At 50.6% G+C, this 17534-nt stretch carries 14 protein-coding genes; 5 read left to right on the top strand and 9 right to left on the bottom strand.

Annotated features, from left to right (window positions below; all coding sequences use genetic code 11):
• Window positions 1–11 precede the first annotated feature (11 nt).
• Window positions 12–689, bottom strand: coding sequence for an SDR family oxidoreductase (locus ACX9GU_RS09490; protein ID WP_473194573.1), 678 nt, complete (start codon window positions 687–689; stop codon window positions 12–14).
• Window positions 690–1209: 520 nt separating this feature from the next.
• Here ACX9GU_RS09490 and ACX9GU_RS09485 point away from each other — a divergent pair.
• The gene (locus tag ACX9GU_RS09485; RefSeq protein WP_473194572.1) at window positions 1210–1851 is read left to right on the top strand and encodes a helix-turn-helix domain-containing protein; all 642 of its coding nucleotides are present in this window, start codon (window positions 1210–1212) and stop codon (window positions 1849–1851) included.
• A 115-nt stretch (window positions 1852–1966) separates the two neighbouring features.
• On the opposite strand, the gene ACX9GU_RS09480 is transcribed toward ACX9GU_RS09485, so the two are convergent.
• Complete coding sequence (locus tag ACX9GU_RS09480) at window positions 1967–2590, bottom strand: response regulator (RefSeq protein ID WP_473194571.1); 624 nt, start codon at window positions 2588–2590, stop codon at window positions 1967–1969.
• A gap of 271 nt (window positions 2591–2861) precedes the next feature.
• On the opposite strand from ACX9GU_RS09480, the gene ACX9GU_RS09475 reads away from it, so the two are divergent.
• Window positions 2862–3473 (top strand): helix-turn-helix transcriptional regulator, encoded by a 612-nt coding sequence (locus ACX9GU_RS09475; RefSeq protein ID WP_473194570.1) that lies wholly within the window; start codon window positions 2862–2864, stop codon window positions 3471–3473.
• A 629-nt stretch (window positions 3474–4102) separates the two neighbouring features.
• On the opposite strand, the gene ACX9GU_RS09470 is transcribed toward ACX9GU_RS09475, so the two are convergent.
• Both ACX9GU_RS09470 and ACX9GU_RS09465 read right to left on the bottom strand, forming a co-directional pair.
• Window positions 4103–4651, bottom strand: a complete 549-nt coding sequence (locus tag ACX9GU_RS09470; protein WP_473194569.1) for a LuxR C-terminal-related transcriptional regulator — start codon at window positions 4649–4651, stop codon at window positions 4103–4105.
• 356 nt (window positions 4652–5007) lie between these two features.
• Entirely contained in the window at window positions 5008–5316 is a 309-nt protein-coding gene (locus ACX9GU_RS09465; RefSeq protein WP_473194568.1) for a hypothetical protein, read from the bottom strand.
• Window positions 5317–5732: 416 nt separating this feature from the next.
• On the opposite strand from ACX9GU_RS09465, the gene ACX9GU_RS09460 reads away from it, so the two are divergent.
• From ACX9GU_RS09460 to ACX9GU_RS09450, 3 genes are all read left to right on the top strand, one after another.
• On the top strand, window positions 5733–6341 hold the full coding sequence (locus ACX9GU_RS09460) for an NlpC/P60 family protein (protein ID WP_473194567.1): 609 nt from the start codon (window positions 5733–5735) through the stop codon (window positions 6339–6341).
• A 207-nt stretch (window positions 6342–6548) separates the two neighbouring features.
• Window positions 6549–7172, top strand: a complete 624-nt coding sequence (locus tag ACX9GU_RS09455) for a response regulator (RefSeq protein ID WP_473194566.1) — start codon at window positions 6549–6551, stop codon at window positions 7170–7172.
• 4 nt (window positions 7173–7176) lie between these two features.
• Window positions 7177–10749: a transporter substrate-binding domain-containing protein gene (locus ACX9GU_RS09450; RefSeq protein WP_473194565.1), complete on the top strand. Its 3573-nt coding sequence runs from the start codon at window positions 7177–7179 to the stop codon at window positions 10747–10749.
• Window positions 10750–10833: 84 nt separating this feature from the next.
• On the opposite strand, the gene ACX9GU_RS09445 is transcribed toward ACX9GU_RS09450, so the two are convergent.
• From ACX9GU_RS09445 to ACX9GU_RS09425, 5 genes are all read right to left on the bottom strand, one after another.
• Window positions 10834–12315 carry a TolC family protein gene (locus ACX9GU_RS09445; RefSeq protein WP_473194564.1) on the bottom strand — a complete coding sequence of 494 codons (1482 nt, stop codon included), beginning with the start codon at window positions 12313–12315 and terminating at the stop codon, window positions 10834–10836.
• Window positions 12312–14183, bottom strand: a complete 1872-nt coding sequence (locus ACX9GU_RS09440; RefSeq protein WP_473194563.1) for an FUSC family protein — start codon at window positions 14181–14183, stop codon at window positions 12312–12314. The genes ACX9GU_RS09445 and ACX9GU_RS09440 overlap by 4 nt, the downstream gene beginning before the upstream one ends.
• Entirely contained in the window at window positions 14173–15222 is a 1050-nt protein-coding gene (mdtN, locus tag ACX9GU_RS09435; protein ID WP_473194562.1) for a multidrug transporter subunit MdtN, read from the bottom strand. Before mdtN ends, ACX9GU_RS09440 begins: the two co-directional genes overlap by 11 nt.
• A gap of 11 nt (window positions 15223–15233) precedes the next feature.
• Window positions 15234–15479, bottom strand: a complete 246-nt coding sequence (locus tag ACX9GU_RS09430) for a YtcA family lipoprotein (RefSeq protein WP_037375583.1) — start codon at window positions 15477–15479, stop codon at window positions 15234–15236.
• 107 nt (window positions 15480–15586) lie between these two features.
• Window positions 15587–17053, bottom strand: coding sequence for a metal-dependent hydrolase family protein (locus ACX9GU_RS09425; RefSeq protein WP_473194561.1), 1467 nt, complete (start codon window positions 17051–17053; stop codon window positions 15587–15589).
• Window positions 17054–17534: the final 481 nt, after the last annotated feature.

The following is a 17534-nucleotide window of genomic DNA, read 5'->3' as shown; positions in this document are numbered from 1 at the left end:
AAAAACGCGTTTTACCAACGTAACACGTTGCCTGCATAGTCAGTAAAGTGATGCCCTCCTTTGCCGCGCCAGGCCAGAACCTGGCTCACAATCCCAGAGCAGCTTTGTTCGACAGTCAGCGTGGCATTGGTTCCGCCCATATCCGTTTGTACCCAGCCCGGATGCACCGACAGCAAAGTCACCTCCCGCTGTGCGGCGGTATCACGCAATCCGCGCGTTAACATATTCAGAGCAGCCTTGCTGGCGGCGTACAGCGGATAGGTCGCCGCGTCGTTCTCATTTAAACTGCCCAACTCCGATGTCATCAACGCCATCACGCCGGTTTGCGGTTTCACCAGCGGTATTAACGCTGCCGCACAGCGAACCGGGGAAAAGGTATTGGTCATAAACAATTCAACGATCTCATCATCATTCGCCTGGGTAACGTCCTGATGGGCTGGCCCGTAAACACCTGCGTTGATAAAGATAAGATCGAATTGTTGTGACAGCAGTCGTTGTTTCAGGGCAATCCTTTCATCCTGTTGATTGATATCTAATTTCAGCCATTGTGTGTCAGCCGGGCTATCGGCAGGCACCGCGCCGCGACAGGTTGCAACTACCTGCCAGCCCTGCATGGATAGCTGTTTGACAATGCCTAAACCTATACCGCGTGACGCACCGATGATCAGTGCCGAGAATGGAGATGCCATGCTTTTCTTCCTTATGCTGATAGCGGTCGGTTTCCCGCTCCTGAATGACTCTGGGTCCACGTAGGTCATTTTACCAGCGGAGACTGCTCCTCGCTCTAAAGGACGCAGCTTCCCAGTTCTCGCCAGCTTGGTAATTAACCCAAAGACCTCGATGAATATTCACCGGTACCGATCGTTTGGGCAACGGCCAGAATATTTTTGCTTGTCTACTCGGGTTAGCCTTAATCTTGTGTTCATAGCGTAAAAGTACGGCCATACTCCGCATAGCTCCCCCGAGCACCTTGGTGAAAAAACTAAGATTACAATATTTGCCCCCTATTTTTAAAGTATCATCGTAGTAAATTTAACCATTTCGATATTAATCCATTAACCTTTAATAAGCCCCTTCTATCTTCGTAGTCCCCAACCTACAACATATCGATGAGTAATCCCATTGTGGCTTCAAGCCGGATAAATTACCCTTTATCACAAAACCATCCTTAAGCTTTATATACTGCCCCAGACAAAAGGCATACATGAAATGCAGAAAAACCACTTAGCGACCAGGTCACGGGGCCATAATGAAAAGCATATTTTTATTTTTGTACGCTGCCCTTACGCTCTGGAAGGGATCATTGCGTTATGTGAGCGTTTTGCAGGTTGGAGAATTTGCGGCACACCAAAAACGCTGAGAGAATTAAAATTGATGATAATGAAACATCCGGTAGACCTGGTGGTAACGGATATTGCTCACACTGCCTGGAATATTTCCTCATTGATCGGCCTACCAGACTTTTACCATGGCAGGTGTTTGTTACTGACGGAAAGAACGTCACCTGTTCTGGACAAAACCTACCAGGCTGCAGGGTTTGATGCCGTTGTGGGTAAAGATATCGTGTTAACCGCCTTGGATACGCTATTACAACATTTGATCAATTTAGGCCCCAGTGAACGTAAGCCAGACAGCGATAAAAAGCTGTTTAGCCTCAAAGAAAGAAGAATATTGTGCGATTTGTTACAGGGAAAAAAGTTGGTCACCATCGCGCAAGAAATGGACATCTCGTATCGTGCAGCCTGTCGCCATAAAAAAAATGGGCTAAAGAGAGCCGGAGTCACCAGTCTGAGAGACATACTGCAGGGCTATCAAACTAATATTGCGGCCAGTAAAATGACGTCGAATTAACAAAACCAGCAATCGGAATTGCACCGGTTATCACTTAGGTCTTTAAAATAATTTCACAGCCCACTGGTCACTCCAGAAGTTATTGGCCATAAACCACAATCCACCCTTCACGCCCCTACTCCAACTGGTTACGCTTTACAAACTCGAAAATATCCAGTTGTGACTTACAGCCCAGCTTGTCCATTAAGCGGCTTTTATAGGTGCTGACCGTTTTGTTGCTGATCTTCATCCGGGTGGCAATCTTGTTATTTTCAATCCCTTTGGTCATGTACTGAAACACTTGGAACTCTTGGGGTGACAGTGTGCCCAGCCGTTGCCGATCGTCCATCATCGGTTGGCTTTGGAGATCTTCAAAACGTTTCGTGGGAAAATAGCCACAGCCATTTTTAACTGCCTTGATCGCGGTTGTTATTTCTCGTAAATTACTTTTTTTGCTGATAAATCCGTCAGCACCACTTTGGGCGCTACGGGGTGAGTAGAATTCAGATTTTTTGCCGGAAATAACGATTATGATGCCAGGATAACTTTTTTCACGTAAAGATTTAACCACTTCTATCCCATCGAGTGAGAGAATATCGATATCAATCACCAGAATGTCTGGATGATAGCGTTCAACCAATGATAGGGCTTCAATACCATCCCCGGTTTCGGCAATCACAGAGTGCCCTTCTTTTTCAACCAAAAAGCGAATTGCCAGCCGAACAATAGGATGATCATCAACAATGATAACGTTAGCCATAGATATACCTGGGTCATTGATCGTAACGAGTCCGTTATAATATAGCTATTTTCACTCGCTGAATACTCCCTATTTCATTTAAAAACCCACAACCGCCATGTCAGCCGCGGCCTACAATCTACTGATGACTATTCTTATTTTAAATAAATCTAGCATTGACTATCATAAGATTTAATCAGACGAAATGCAGCAGCACAACTTCAGGTATAAAGTAATGCATTTTAAATAATGCGTGCTGAGATTTACCATTCGATGGTTAAAGGAGTGGGTAGTGATCGACGGTACAACTTCATTAACGTCCAGGCAAAAAAAAGAACCTAAAACTGTTTTAGTTATCGCGCATTGCGCCTATACCATTGCTGGAATCAAAGCCCTGTGCGCTGACTACCCTCATTGGCAGGTCAATTGCATAACGCCTAATCAACTTGAACTAAAGGAAGTGCTACTCAATCATCAAGTTGACTTATTGATCATGGAGGTAGGGAACATGGGCAAGGGAATGTCCACCCTGTTTTCATTACCCTATGGTTATCAACAAAAAACCATTCTACTGGCGAGTCACTCGTCTCGAAAGCTGCAAGATCTTGGCCGTTTGGCCGGTGTGAATGCGATAGTCGATAAATTTACCTCGTTAGATTTACTCAAGTTCGCCCTTTATAGCGCAGTATACGCCTTGCAAGACAATTCTTTTTTCTCTGCGCATCATCTTGAGCAGCAAAAAATGGAGCGCGTGGTGTTACGTGCGCTACTGAGCGGGGTTCGTCCCAAAAGAATAGCCGCCGCAATGGGGATTTCTACGTCTGCCGTTAGTCGCTATAAAATGATTGCGTTGCGCAATATGGGGATGGAAAGTTTGAATGAAGTCATGACGGGAAATTACTAACGCTTATTTGGCAGTTAACACCTTAATTAACAGCCCGGGTTTACTTACTCAGAGAGTTCATATTTTGCTCGATCTCACCTTCAGTGCCCTATTGTTAACAATCAGTACTTATAGTTTTTATAAGCATATTTCCTTATTACGAAAAAGATCATTATTCGTTAGAAGATAAAATCGCCTATAAAAATGTCGCCATCGCAGTCCTCTACGTAATGACTCCTATATTTTATCAAGAGGTAATAAGAAAAGGTTCAATGGCCTGCATTCAGGCCAGTAAGATTAATAGCAAAAAAAGACTCTGCAACGCCCCAAGGAAGGAATCGCAGAGTAAAGTCACAATAAGCATCAGGAGATATTCTCCATGAGAAATAGAATAATATAGCTACCCCAAAGGTAACATCAGACAGCTCACCCAATACCTGTAGGGCAAGGACTACAGACGCAGAGATAACAGGCCGCACTCCGCTAACCCCCTCCAACCCCCAAAAGGACCAATCTATCGGTCACAGAGAGAGGGACTATACCAACAGCATGATGTGGATACCCGTCAGACAACAATAGGTTTGGTGGCTCAAAGAGTGGGGGTATTTCAAGGACAGACTGACTGATAGGTTCGAGATATGACTTGGTCTTTACTTCACTAAAAATTGCTGAAAAGGCAGCACATCCGTGATCTTGTTAACACCCAACTTTCGGCAGGCATTTTTTCTGTGAGTATACACCGACTTGGCTTCAATGCCGCAGGCCGCAGATAATTCCTGCGCTGAAACGCCTTTTAACGATTCACGGAAAATGTATTCCTCTCTGACCGTCAGCCTTCTATCCTTCTTTTTAGCCATGACCTCTCGTGGCTTACCACTCAAGATGTTAACTATTGCCATGCGAAACATCTCTAATGACGTCCCGATATGTAAGGTGCAGAAGTAAGCACTGAAAGGATATAAAGAAACGTTCTCATACGGAGTGTTATGTAAGAAAATCACGTCCAGATTATCATATACGGTGTTGAGCAGTACGCTGCTGGGGATGGTGATGTCAATTAACAGGATGCTTCTGGTTCTAGCGATGTTCAACGCCTGCTCATTATACTTATCAAGGGATATCGGTTTAATACCCAGAGGATAGAGTAATTCCTCCATCCCTTTTTGCAGGTAAATATTATCGGAACAAATGTAGATCATCTTTATCCCCTCGGTAATGGAGTAGTCTTCGGATCGGTGCAGTCAACCCACAGATTGGATGAGACATTTAGCCCGTTAGGTACAGTATTTTCCCTTCTCCGCCCCTTAATGATAAAGAAAGTGGACGTTATTCACATAAGAATGTTCATCAACAAACTGTAGGCTATGGACTACATACCGATGCTGGGAATTCACATTCAACGGTGGTGACGGACTCACCACCGCAAAATGCCAGAGACTGAAGGGGGCTTGGTTGAATAAATCAAATTTAACAAAACATCCGCTTGTCCGTTTCTTACTCAGGCAATTCGTACACTTTCTGGCATGCCTCCACGTTGTTCAGGCAAGAAGGTGGCTTATTCAACAAAGCCTTCCTGCACCACCGCTTTTTTGCTCGTCCTCTGATACAGGCACAACTCTTTGCCCGGCTTATTCTTCATAAACGCCTGCGGGTAACGGCCACCGATCAGCAGCGCAGAGTAACCGACATCGTCGTCGTAATGAATGATATCGCCAACGGCCTTGGCATCCTTCAGTCCACTGGCTTTCAGGCAGGCGACGCGTATTGCCTTATCAGCCTCGCTCCAGGCGTGTTCGGAAGAGGCAACCGCGTTTAACGAAGTGGCCACGGCGACAAATAACAGCAATTGTCTGATCAAAATCATTTCTCCACAGAAGGTCAGTGACTTATAGCTGCATAGTATACGGGGTGCCATACCCGATGGATAAGAAAAGCCCTCATCGGCATGTAGGTGCCTGCCTACATGATTTATCCAGCACTCAGAACAAACGTGTTCATAACGATGTTCCATAATGAAAGTGCGGGAAATCTCAAAATTTATCAAGCCGATAGCATTATCCCGTAGTCTAAGGAACCTATTTGACAATCAGTAGGTCACAGCCATTATTTAGATATACAATCAATAATATAGCGCCACCTTACGCATAGGTAAGCCTATAAACCATAAGCGGCAGATAAATCACTTTATCGCTAATTTCAACATACTGACAGCAATGCATTTTTCATTGCCAGATTAAACACGCCATACTCTGTCCACAGCAAACGAGGAAATTTCATGGGATGTTAAGTCACAAAATCTTAACTTATCTTGACTTGACTCTCTTTTTTAAACTGGTTATTTTTTCGCCCCCATTGACTACTAAACAACCAATTCCATCTATGCTTTTAAAATTTATCCCTGCCTGCTGCCTATTACTGGCAACGTTGTTTACGGCATCTCCGTTATTTGCCTCCCCCTTCAGCGATTCAAACGTGCAATACACAAGGAACGATGTTCTTGACGAAAACGCTATTCGGCAAAAGATCATGTCTGAATTCGAACGTTGGGAAGGCGTAAAATACCGGTTCGGTGGGACAACCATGCAAGGGATCGATTGCTCATCGCTGATGCAAAAAATCTTCCATGGCGCTTTTGAAGATACGTTACGCAGACTGCTGCCAAGAACAACGGCCCAGCAACTCCAACAGGGTGTCAAAACCAGTCGCGACGATCTCAAAGCGGGAGACCTGATTTTCTTTCGTATTTCCTCAAATCTGCGTCACGTTGGGGTGTATATTGGCGATGACAAGTTTGTGCATGCTTCCACCAGTAAGGGGGTCATTATTTCCACGCTGGAAAATGACTATTGGTCAGAACGTTACAATACGGCCCGCCGTATCGTTTTGTAAAAAATAATACAGCTTATTAAAGTATAGCATTAACAGTTTGCAACTCTCGGCCGTATCAAAAAACAGGTAGCATTAACATAAGAATAGTCATCACTCACCTGTAGGATTCGCCCTACGCTTTATTTTTTGAATTATCTAAATTATTAGTGCCCAGTCACCACAAAAGAGCTAAGATTAAAACAACTGTAATATTTATCAGGTATATCCATGAGCAAAGTTATCATTGTAGATGATCACCCTATTGTCCGCATGGCCATTCAATTTTTGGTTGAGAAAGAAGGGCATAGCGTAGTCGCCGAAACCGGAGATGGTATCGAGGCGCTTTCCCTGGTTGACCTGCATTATCCCGATATCGTGGTCGTTGATGTCGATATCCTTTCGCTGAACGGGATTGAGGTGGTCAGGGCATTACGTGAAAAAAGCTTCCCTGGCATCATTATTGTTATTTCTGGCAAAAATCCAGAGTTTTATTCTCCTCGCAGCGCCCTGAGCGGTGCGGACGGCTTTATCAGCAAAAAAAACAACCTGCCAGAGTTAGTAACTGCTATTAAAGCCGCACAGAACGGGTACAGCTATTTTCCCCTCAAGCGCTTTGAATCGCAGCATGCTCAGCAATCTATGGATGATCAGGAACGGCTGGGGACGTTATCCCCACAAGAATTCCAGGTGTTTCAGCACATGACCAAAGGGATTGAAAATAACAAGATTGCCACCCGGATGAAGATCAGCAGCAAAACGGTCAGCACCTATAAAAGTCGGTTAATGGACAAATTGGGCTGTAAAACGCAACTGGATCTGTTTGATTTTGCGCGACGTAACAACCTGGAATGACCCAATGATCCGTATATTAGTTCTCTTGTTGTGCAGCGGCCTGTTGGCAACAAGCTATGCCAGCCCGCCTCCTGGGCAAGCACTGCAAATTTTTAGCCGTGAGGAACCGGCGCAACTTAATGTATCGCTTACCGACCATCAATGGCGCTGGCTGGGATTAAAGCGCGACCTGCGCGTGGGAACCTGGGCTCCAGAGAACCCGCCCTTTGACATGGAGCCAGAGTCCGGCACCTATGAGGGTATCTATGCCGACTATATCCGTCTGATTGCCCGCAACCTGGGGTTAAAGCCACTGGTTATACGCTATGCATCACGCGCCGATGCCTTGCAGGCGATGATGAAGAACGAGATTGATACCGTGGTGGATGATAGCGGCAGTACGCTGCTTGATGAGGACAACTATGCGCAAAGCAACAACTTCATCGCTAACCGGCCCGCGCTGGTCTCCCGCGAGAGCGTATCATCCCATAACGACGCCAACGATAAGCAGATTACGCTGGCGATAACTCAAGGCTACCTCAGCGATCCACAGGTTATCCAGCGCTTCCCCAATGCGATTATCGTTCGTTTTCCCTCCAGCCAGAGTGCGTTGACATGCGTCTCGCTGCATAAATGCGACTATTTTCTGGGTAACCTGACGACCGCGAGCTTTTTGATTGAGCGTAACTACAGCAACGAACTGACCATTACCGATGTTTTTCCAGAAGTGGCCCCCGGGGCCCGGTTTGTATTGCGCAAAGACGATCTGGTTTTACGACAGAGCATTGATGCGGTATTACAAGCTATTCCAGATGCCGAACATCGGGTTATTTCCCGCCAATGGGTGCAGCGCCAGGACATTTGGCGCTTTGAAAGGCCCCTTGGGCTGACGGAAAAAGAGCAACGCTGGATCGAAAACAACCCGACGATCAGGATCGTGGTTAACCCATTTTTTGCCCCTTTTACCCTGGTTGACAAGAATGGCGAACTGCACGGTATCGGAGCGGATATTTTACGTCTTATTCATCTGCGCACCGGCCTTAACTTCCAGATCATCACCGCGGATTCGGTCGAAAAGATGTTTTCCGATCTGGACAATAACCAAGGGGATGTCATTGCTGCCGCCAGCATTAGCCCACAGCGGGAAAAGCTCGCCACGTTTACCCGCCCCTGGCATCAGACACCTGGGGTGTTGGTGGTACGCAATATTCCCGCGGCACCAGAGCAAATCAATAACAACCTGAAGCTGGCCGCCGTGCGAGGCAATGCGATTGCAGAACAGCTCGCCAAAGAATGGCCGGGTATCCAGTGGGTCTATACCGATAACGAAAGCCTGGTTCTGCAATTGATAGACTCAGGCAAAGTTGATGGTGGAGTGAGCAACCAGTTGGGGGCCAACTTTATGATCGACCGATATTTTCGTGGGAAACTGAAAATTGTGGACCGCTTGGGGGAAAACCCCACGCTGATTGGCTTTGCCGTACGCCGGGATGAACCGGAGCTGCTGGACATCCTTAATAAGGCACTGGCGGATATTCTACCGCAAGAGATATCGCTGATTATTCACCGCTGGCAAGGGGCACCGGACATTCCAATCAATACCTGGGAGCTGTACGACAAACAGTTTTACTGGGTGCTGTCCGTTACCGGGGGATTGATCCTGCTGGTGCTGATCTGGGTGTACGCACGCGATAAAGAAACCCGGCGTCGCAAACTGGTGCAGGAAGAGTTACAGGCTCAGTTGACGTTTCGCGATACGCTGCTTAATGGGTCCCCTACCCCTATTTATGTCCTGAACCGGGAGCTGTCCGTTCTCACCCATAATGAAGCATTCCAGCAATATTTCAGCCAGTTGCCTACTGGAGCGTTGCGTTCTTCGCTGTTTGATTTACGACATCCATTGGCGGCTCTGCGAGAGGCACTGACCCTGGCGTTAACTCAACCTCACACGGCGTCCGTCGTCGGTGAGACGCAGGAATTTACGGTCAGTAATGGTGCCGAAGATCGGGTGATTGCCCATTGGGCGACACAATATACCGACACGCAAAATGAGGTTGTCGGGCTAATTTGCGGGTGGCAAGACATCACCGAATATAAACGCCTGCTACAAGCCTTGTCGGTGGAGAAAGAACACGCTGAACAGGTCAGCCAGGCGAAAAGCTCGTTTCTCGCCACCATGAGTCATGAAATTCGCACCCCCATCAGCGCCATCCTGGGGTTGCTGGAGCTGGAGGTTCGCAAACAGCCCGCGAACGAAGCCATTGAGGTCGCTTTCGAATCGGCCCAGACCCTGATGGGGCTGATTGGTGACGTGTTGGATATGGCAAAAATCGAAAGTGGGCAGCTTGAACTGGCGCCGGAATGGGTGCGGCTGAATACGGTCATCACGCCGGTTATCCGGGTGTTTGAGGAGGTAGCCCGGCAAAAAGGTCTGGAGCTGAATTTCGATAGCCGGACAGAAAATGAGCTGGAAATATTTGTTGATGGCGGCCGTCTGCGGCAAACCATTGCCAATTATCTGAGCAATGCGGTGAAATTTACTGAACAGGGAAGAATTGGCGTACGGCTGCAAAGCCAGCGCACCGCCCCAGACGGCCTGGTCTTGCACATCGAAATCGAAGATACCGGGGTAGGCATCAGCATTGCCGATCAGAAGCGGCTGTTTAAACCGTTTTCTCAGCTCGCCGAAGGCCGCAAGCAAACCGGCACCGGTCTGGGTCTGGTGATCAGCAGCCAGTTGCTGGAAAAAATGCACGGCAGCATGCAGATGCGCAGTACGCCGGGTCGAGGGACGCTGATCCTGATTGAGCTGCCCGTTACGGCGCGGCAGGCGCAGAAACCGGCAGGGTCGGCGACTATGCTGCGCGAATTACGCAATCAACCACTCACGGTACTGATTGTGGACGATCATCCGGCCAACCGCATGGTGCTCAATCGCCAGTTGACCCAGTTGGGCCATCAGGTTGCGGAAGCGAAAAGCGGCCAGGAAGGGTTCGATAAATGGAGAGATGAAACGCCCGATCTGATCATCACGGACTGCTCGATGCCGGGGATGGACGGTTTCATGCTGTCCCGCAAGATCCGCGCAACCGGGAGTAACGTGGCCATTTTTGGCCTGACGGCCAATGCCCAGTCGGACGTGAGAGAAAGAGGGATCGCTGCCGGTATGAACGACTGTCTGTTTAAACCGTTACGGCTGTCGCAGCTGGAAACGGCGCTGCGCAATGTGGCAAAAACCGAACTCGTCCCCGATTTGCACGAGTTAATCCATTTGCAGGAACTGACAGATCTGCTGCATCAGGACGAAGAAATGCTTTCGCGTTTACTGTTACGTACCTGCGAAGAGAACGATGCTGACCTGGCAGATGCCTGGCAACACTGTGCAGCGAAAGACTGGCAGGCGCTGGCGGGATGCCTGCATAAAATGGGTGGGGGAGCACAGGTCATTTATGCCGAAGAAATCGATGAGCTCTGTGGTCAGTTGGAAACACACTGTGAGCCGCCGGTGAATGAGGAATTAATCAATCAGCAGCTTAAGCAATTGGATAGCAAGCTCAGCACATTACACTGTTCGATTAAGACCTGGCTTAAGCGCTGACTCGCCCTGCCCCGACCCGTTATGCCTGATAGGAACAGGGGCATAACGGGACGAACAGGATGTCATAATGCCTACCCCCCAACATTACTCCGGGTCGACGTGGGTCATTTTGCCCATCACAAAGGCTAAATTTGCCGCCGCGATCAGTGCCGCAGCGTGGGCATCGGTACTCATCTGTTGCGCATAGAGCAGACCATTGGCAGCCTCGTTGGCTACGGTGATAGTCCCCACGCCGTTGCGATAAGACTCCAGCGCGGCGTCGTAGGTAATAAACGCGGTTTTTACCAGGTTCAATGCTGCCTGGTTTGCTTCTAGCGCGGATTGTAACGTATCTGCCGCCACGATAATTTCACGAACCGCAGCCTCCTGCGTCTTTTGGAAAGTCTCGTTTGCTACGGCAGCACGTGATTCGGCCTCTTTCACGCGGGCAGCCCGTATGCCACCATCGTAAAGCGGTACGGTAACGCCCAAGAGTATGCTTGAGGAAGACGTTTGTTGACCAATGGGCGGCAATCCCTGCATATCAAAGCGCCCATCCCCCCCCGCGACCGCGCTGGCAAGATAGACCTTAGGCAGAAAGTCCGCCTCTGCCGCCTTGATGCCTGCGGTTGCGGCCTGGGCAGCAGCATAAGTTGCCAGTACGTCTGGCCGCTGGGAGAGCGCCAGCTTAATCATCTGCTGGGTTGGCGCACTGGCCGTCTGCGGCAAAGGTTTATCCTCGGCATAGCCCACTTTGATTTGCGATGAGGCAGAAATGCCCATGGCTGCCAGTAAGGCCTGCCATGCGTCACGTTCCGTTCCCTGCGCCACAACGCGATTCAGTTCCGACTGCGCGACCTGCTGGCGAGCCTGCGCGACTTCTACCGTTGTTGCGACGCCATTTTTGTTACGCGCCAGGGCAGCATCGAGGATTTTCTGGCTATTGCGCAGCGTCTCCTGCGCTATTTTGCGGCGTGACTGGGCCGCACCGTATTGGTAATAGCTGCGCGTAACCTCATAAATAATCTTTTGATGCATGCCGTTAAAGGCGACGTTGGCGGCATAGGAGGTGTGCTTGGCCGCCTGTTGCAAAGCGCTACGCTGGCCAAAATCGAAGATTAACCACTGTAATGCCAGCGCCGGTACTACCGCGCTGCCGGAGGTATCCACATCGTGTTGGCCGTCAATGTCATAGGGCAACGGCGTGTGCGTTCTTTGATAGCCGCCGATCACGCTGGCTGAAATCATTGGCAAAAATGTCGCTTCAGCCATGCCGACACCCAGCGCAGCCTGCCGCGCCTGCTGCCAGGCGATGCGGGTATCCGGGTTTTGCATCTGGGCGATGTCGATAAGCTCGGATAACTGGTAGACCTGCTGCTGGTTGATCGCAGGCGGTGCAGGGAGCTCCGCTACCGCCGGATTAGCCGGAACAGCAAATTCATGACTGTTAATGCCGTCAGGTGTCCAGGGAGAGGAAGGGCTAGCCGGGGCCAACGCCAATTGGTCCGTGGCACAGCCAGCTAACAGACACAGCCCCACTGCCGTGCTGAGAGTGCGTATTTTGAAAGTCTGAGTGCGCGGCTTCATCCGAGAAGTTCCTCAAGTCGCCTGATGCTTTGTTGGATCTCAAGTTCAACGGCGGGTGGCAAACCGTTATTGCTGCCTGTTGGCACTGAGGGATTAATCACTCTCCCGCTCGAGGAAAGTCGGCTAAGCCTTTCCACATCGGAGGAGGGCTTATCAAAGGGCAAAAACAGCGCCGGACAGAGGTTTTCCATTTCGCCAAGGATCGCTTGCAGACGCCGGTATTCTTCGGGAGAGGGGCGTAGCGATCTTGGCTCAAAAGGAACCAGCCTTAGCGCCTCCCGTGCCGTAGTCAGTTCTTCTTCAACCTCTGCCGCCTGCCTTATCGCGGCCGGGCGCTCTGTTGGCGCCAATGCGGCCAGATTGCTTAACCCGGTAACCAAACTGCGGATGCGAGTGCGGACAAAATCAGCAATGGCGACGGGCCACACATATGTGAATATCAAATACACCACCAGATTCCCCAGCAGGATCCCCAGCACCCTGTCGAGCGCGACGCCCAAATCCGTACTCGGACTAAAGCCATGTAACACGGTCAGTAAGAATGCCAGCCCGATTTGTATGCCCGCATAGGCAATCCGCTCATTGCCGCTCGATACCCAGGCACTGAGCAACAGCGCGCCAAACACCAGCGCCATTAACTGGCCGATATCGCTCAGCGACGGAACAATAAAAATCAGCGAAAGCACGCCCATCAATGCGCCTATCAGGCAGCCAACGATGCGTAACGTCAGCTTGTGTACCGTCTCTCCCGCCGTGCCTAGCGCGGCGACATAACAGGTGATCATGGCGGTATGAATATCTTGCCAGTCCAATGCGGTATAGACGAGATAACAGATCACGCTGGCCGCCGTGGTCTTTATGGCAAATTGCTGATGGACGGGATTGGTAAAGGCGTCTGCGGATAAAAATGAGGCTTTTGGCGCACTGGTGTCTACCGCATTATCTGGCGTTGCAAGTTGCACCAGCGCGTGGGTGACTTCGTCATTTTTCCCACTCTGATTAAACGCAGGGGGTTCAATCACCCGGCCTGCGGTAATAGCCTCGGCTGCAGCACTGCACCAGTCGGCCAGTTCAGGACGAGTTAACGCCGGTACGGTTTTATTGACGGCTGAAATGGCCAACAGTAAGCGATAGCTGCTGTTGACGGCGGCGGTTAACCAGGCGGCCTCAGCGGCGGGCCGCAGATGGAAAATGCGCACCAGCATAGCCCGCTGTTGATGTTCGCTCTGCCCTTCCCGCAGCAGCTCCTCTACTTTACGCAGGCTGGTGGCATCCGGGTGGCGTAATGCCGCACCAGCAACCTCTAAGCGCTCTGCCAGACTTGCGCGTAGCAGTTTCCAGGGTGGCCGCCCGATGAAAAGATTAAAGGCTACCAGTAGCAGCATCGGTGATGCGGCCATCAGCCAGGCATACAGCACCGCGCGTACCGCTAACTCTCCATTCGGTGCATCGCCAAGCAGCGACATGATAAAAGCGATCACCAGCGCAATAATGCTGCCCACCGGCCCGAGCTTGCTCGCCGAGCCTAGCCAGAGAAAGGCAAACGAGCTAAGCACCAGCACCGCCATGCGTAAAGGCGCAGATTCCAAGGTATAAGGCAGGATCAGCAAGATCAGCCCCACCACTATGGAAACGAGCAGGGTCACCGCAATGGCCATCGCCATACTTTCGGCGGCGTCTGGTTTCATCACGAACAAAATCAGGTAGCAGCTAATCGCTGATTCGGGGATACCGTACAGCATGGCCACCAGCGTCATCAGCGCACAAAGCGCACCGACCCGCCAGGCCATCGCCAATCGGCCAGGGAAATAGGCCAAATCGCGCTTCACCTGGCGCAACATTCTGCCCCAGGGGCGGTCAGCAACCATGGTCGTCTCGTACTATTGCTACCGCGCTGGCACCAATTCGCATCAACTCCGCCGGCGGATCTTTAAGGTTGATCCGCACCGGGAAACGCTGTTCGACCCGCACCCAGTTCAGCGATTTCGGGACATAGGGCAGATTACGTGGAATGTTAAACTGATCTTCTGAGCTGATCCCCCAGCCAATGCCCTCCACTCTGCCCTGAAGCGCACGCTGGCGATCGGCCATGACATAAACCGTAGCGCAATCCCCCGGTTTGATGTGCGCCAGCTCTGTTTCGCGAAAGTATGCCGAGGCGTGCCAGTGATCGCTATTAATCAACGTAAATACCGCCTGGTCCGGTATCACAAACTCCCCTGCCGACACATTAAGCCCCACCACCAGGCCGTTGTGCGGCGCTCGTATCTGGGTATTTTCCAGCTCTTGTTCGGCAATGGCCAATGCGGCACGGCGCGCGCTGAGCAGGGCCTCAGATTCCGCAGCGCTGCTGATTAATGCCTGCGAAGCGACGGTTTGCTTCAGCGCCTGTTTCAGGCTGATTTCCGCATCGTGCTTGGCGGTCTGGGCATCATCAATCTGCTGGGCAGTGACATAGCCCTTGCCCAGCAGCGGCTGAATGCGTGCCAGCGTCTGAGTTGCCAGCTTAAGGTTGGCCCGCGCCCGGTTAACCTGCTCATCGGTGATCGCCGCATTAGATTGTTCTGCGATCATCGTGCGGTGCTGAGTATCCCAGGCGGCTTGCGCCATCTGCAGTTCCGCCCGTGCCTGCTCGACCCGCAAACGATAAATCGTGGGATCGAGGGTGAACATCACCTCACCCCGCTGAACCTTGCCGTTTTCTGTCACATTAATGGACTGAATACGCCCAGGTACGGAACTGCTGACGTTCACCACGCTGGCACCGATGACCGTATCCTGCGACGTGGGATTTAACGAGTTTTGACGCAGCGTCAGCCACCCTGAAATAGCGGCAGCAATAACAATCACCACCCCAATGACGATCGCTATCCGACGTTTATTGCCCTGTTGTTTTAACGTGTTCATTTTTAGCGCACTTAGAATAAAAGCGATGACATAAAGGCTACGGCGAGCGCCAGGCAGGTATAGACGAATAACCGCCACGGCAGAACTTCGTCAATTCCCGCAAAAATCAGCAGAACGCGCGCGCCTATCGCCACCACGAGGCCAATCCCTGCACAGGCTAGCCAGGCAGGGAAATAAGAGCCGAGCAAGGAAAATGCTGGCGCACCAAAGTCACGACACCCGATAAGGCTAAAGGTGCTGACCAGCAATAAGGCCAACGCTCCATAACGCGTATGGCCTGAACGAAAAAACACAGGCTCCCGGCGCTGACGAAAAGAGTGTGCGCTTGCCATTTTATCCCCCAAAACCGCATTGCGGCGCTGTACTAAACCGCACTGTTTGCCAGCGTATTTTTATAAATTTGCCCATTTTTCATGATCATCTGAAATGCTTCCTCAGGCTGGGCCAGCAGTTGAATATCCGTTAGCGGATCGCCGTCGACAACGATCATATCGGCCAGAGCACCTGCTTCTATCACCCCGAGCTTCTCGGGATAAGGGTTACGCGGACCGGAGAGCGCGCAAAGTTCGGCATTGACGCTGGTAGCCATTTTAAGAATTTCGAGAGGCGTATACCAGCGGATCAGCTTGGCAAGCTGGGCGCCTTGACGTGTGGCAAGCCGGGCGTCGAACAGTGTGTCGGTACCCCAGGCGGTCTTGATGTGATGCTTTTTCGCCAGTTGGTAGGCGTTATCGGTTCCGGCGGACATCACCAGTTGCTTGGCGCGTGAAGCCGGATTCGCCATCGGTACGGCATCTTCATCGTCCAGGAAAGGTTGCAGGCACCACCATAGGTTTTCTTGCGCCATGAGCTCCACGGTCTGTTCATCCACCAACTGGCCGTGTTCGATACATTTCACGCCGCCTTTGATTGCCATGGTGACAGCGCGGGCCGTATAGGCGTGAACGGTCACGTAGGTACCCCAATTTTCCGCAGCGGTCACCGCCGCCTGGATTTCGGGCACGGAACCTTCCGTCACGTCGATGCCGTCATAGAGTGAGGCTACACCGCCACCGGCCATAAATTTGATCTGGGATGCCCCCCTCATCAGCTGTTCTCTGGCGCGCAACAACACCTGGTCGGCACCATCGGCAATGGCAGTTATCCCCACCCGCTCGATATAGCTCAAGGAGTCCGCGGGTGCGCGTGGGACTTCGCTGAGCATGCGAAAATCACCGTGGCCGCCGGTCTGGGAAATAAATGCTCCGGACGGGTAAATGCGCGGGCCAACCGTAATCTGCTCATCAATTGCACGCTTCAAGCCAAACACCGGCCCGCCCATATCGCGGACCGTGGTGAACCCACGCAGCAGCGTTGCCTGGGCTTCGGCAATCGCCAGCGCCTGGATATAGTTAAAATCGGCCGTCATCGCCGTCATCATGGAAGGGCGAGCCATGATGGCATGCCAGTGCGCATCAATCAGGCCGGGCATCAGCACGCCACCGTTGCCGTCTATAATCGTTGCCTCCGCTGGCGGAGGCGTATCAGCAGGTTCAATCGATTTGATTTTGTTGCCTTCAACGATAACCTGCATGCCCTCGCGCAGTTGGTCAGAAACCCCGTCAAAAATCCGTACGTTGATAAACGCTTTCAACTGCGTAGCGCTGGCGGTGGCATTGGAATGCGTGGATTGTCCTGTAGGTATTGCTGCTGCGACCGTGGCTGTCGTTATCGGCGGTGCTTTCGCCGCCTGGCGGGTTAGCACCGTATTAATGCGTAAGAATGCCGGGCTGTGGCATAGGCATGCCTCAGAATGTTCGCAGGCAGGCTGAAACATGAGATTTTGCTGCATAACACATCACTCCTAATCAAACCGACTTCGCCGGTAACTGCAGGTTTTGTTTAGAGTAATTGTAGAACGTAATCCTCACAATGCTTTATTTTTCAATAATTTTATATCCTCATTAATAAACCATTAGATTGCAGTGGATAAAATAGGAATTACCTTGTCAATCGAGAGAAAAGTCTCATTAACAGATTTAATGTTATTATAACCATGACGTAACAATGATTAAATAACTGGCATAAAAATCCGAGTACGACTAACCCTATGAATTACCACACCCTCGCTTAAAAATTATTGGCAAAAATCTCAATAAGCCGGACTGGCTTCCTACTGATCTTACTGGAAAAATATTATTTTTAGGATGTCCCCCTATCTTTTTCACAAAATGTTCTAGAATTAACGCCAAGACTTGATGGCGTTAGTAGAGCACAGGGGACGGTTTTACGTGATCGTGCCGGGTATATTGACATATAAAAATCAAGAGGGT

It is taken from the genome of Serratia sp. K1WW1 (assembly GCF_055790865.1).
Note: the sequence above shows the minus strand (reverse complement) of the source record. Positions and strands in the feature narration are given on the sequence as shown.